Source organism: Ancylomarina longa, from assembly GCF_003996985.1.
Classification (GTDB): domain Bacteria; phylum Bacteroidota; class Bacteroidia; order Bacteroidales; family Marinifilaceae; genus Ancylomarina_A; species Ancylomarina_A longa.
Window position 1 is genome coordinate 1 of sequence record NZ_RJJX01000175.1, and the last position, 554, is coordinate 554.

4 protein-coding genes are annotated in these 554 nt (G+C 50.0%); all 4 read right to left on the reverse strand.

The annotated features are described in order from the left end of the window. A partial coding sequence (locus DLK05_RS16870) for a recombination protein NinG (protein WP_209319955.1) occupies positions 1–118 on the reverse strand: 118 nt, incomplete at its 3' end. Beyond that, positions 108–320, reverse strand: coding sequence for a protein NinF (locus DLK05_RS16875; protein WP_306424353.1), 213 nt, complete (start codon positions 318–320; stop codon positions 108–110). The genes DLK05_RS16875 and DLK05_RS16870, both read right to left, overlap by 11 nt. Continuing rightward, positions 275–457, reverse strand: coding sequence for a NinE family protein (locus DLK05_RS16880; RefSeq protein ID WP_000113775.1), 183 nt, complete (start codon positions 455–457; stop codon positions 275–277). The genes DLK05_RS16875 and DLK05_RS16880 overlap by 46 nt, the downstream gene beginning before the upstream one ends. After that, positions 424–554: protein NinD (gene ninD, locus DLK05_RS16885; protein WP_080154660.1), on the reverse strand; the 131-nt coding region annotated here is incomplete at its 5' end. The genes ninD and DLK05_RS16880, both read right to left, overlap by 34 nt.

The window sequence follows — 554 nt, forward strand, 5'->3', positions numbered from 1 at the left end:
CGAGTGCTATCTTGGTTCCACACTCTGGAGAGCACCACCACTGATTAGCGAATGCAGGGTGAAACCATTCCCGGCATTCATCGTTTTTACATCGTCTTCGCGCTGGTTTAGCCATCATCTTCTTCCTCGTGCATCGAGCTATTCGGATCGCTCATCAGTTCTGCGCAGCAGTGCTCACACACGTGAACTTCCAGCACATGCAGCTTCTGACCGCAGTTAGCGCACGTTAAAGCTCGCTCGACGCTTTCTTGTTCGTAACTTCGATTTTGGTCAATCACCTTGTTTTCCTCGCACGACGTCTTAGCCACCGGATATCCCACAGGTGAGCCGTGTAGTTGAAGGTTTTTACGTCAGATTCTTTTGGGATTGGCTTGGGTTTATTTCTGGTGCGTTTCGTTGGAAGGTATTTGCAGTTTTCGCAGATTATGTCGGTGATACTTCGTCGCTGTCTCGCCACACGTCCTCCTTTTCCTGCGGTAGTGGTAACACCCCTGTTGGTGTTCTTTCACACCGGAGACACCATCGATTCCAGTAAGGTTGATTTGGTCGGAAGC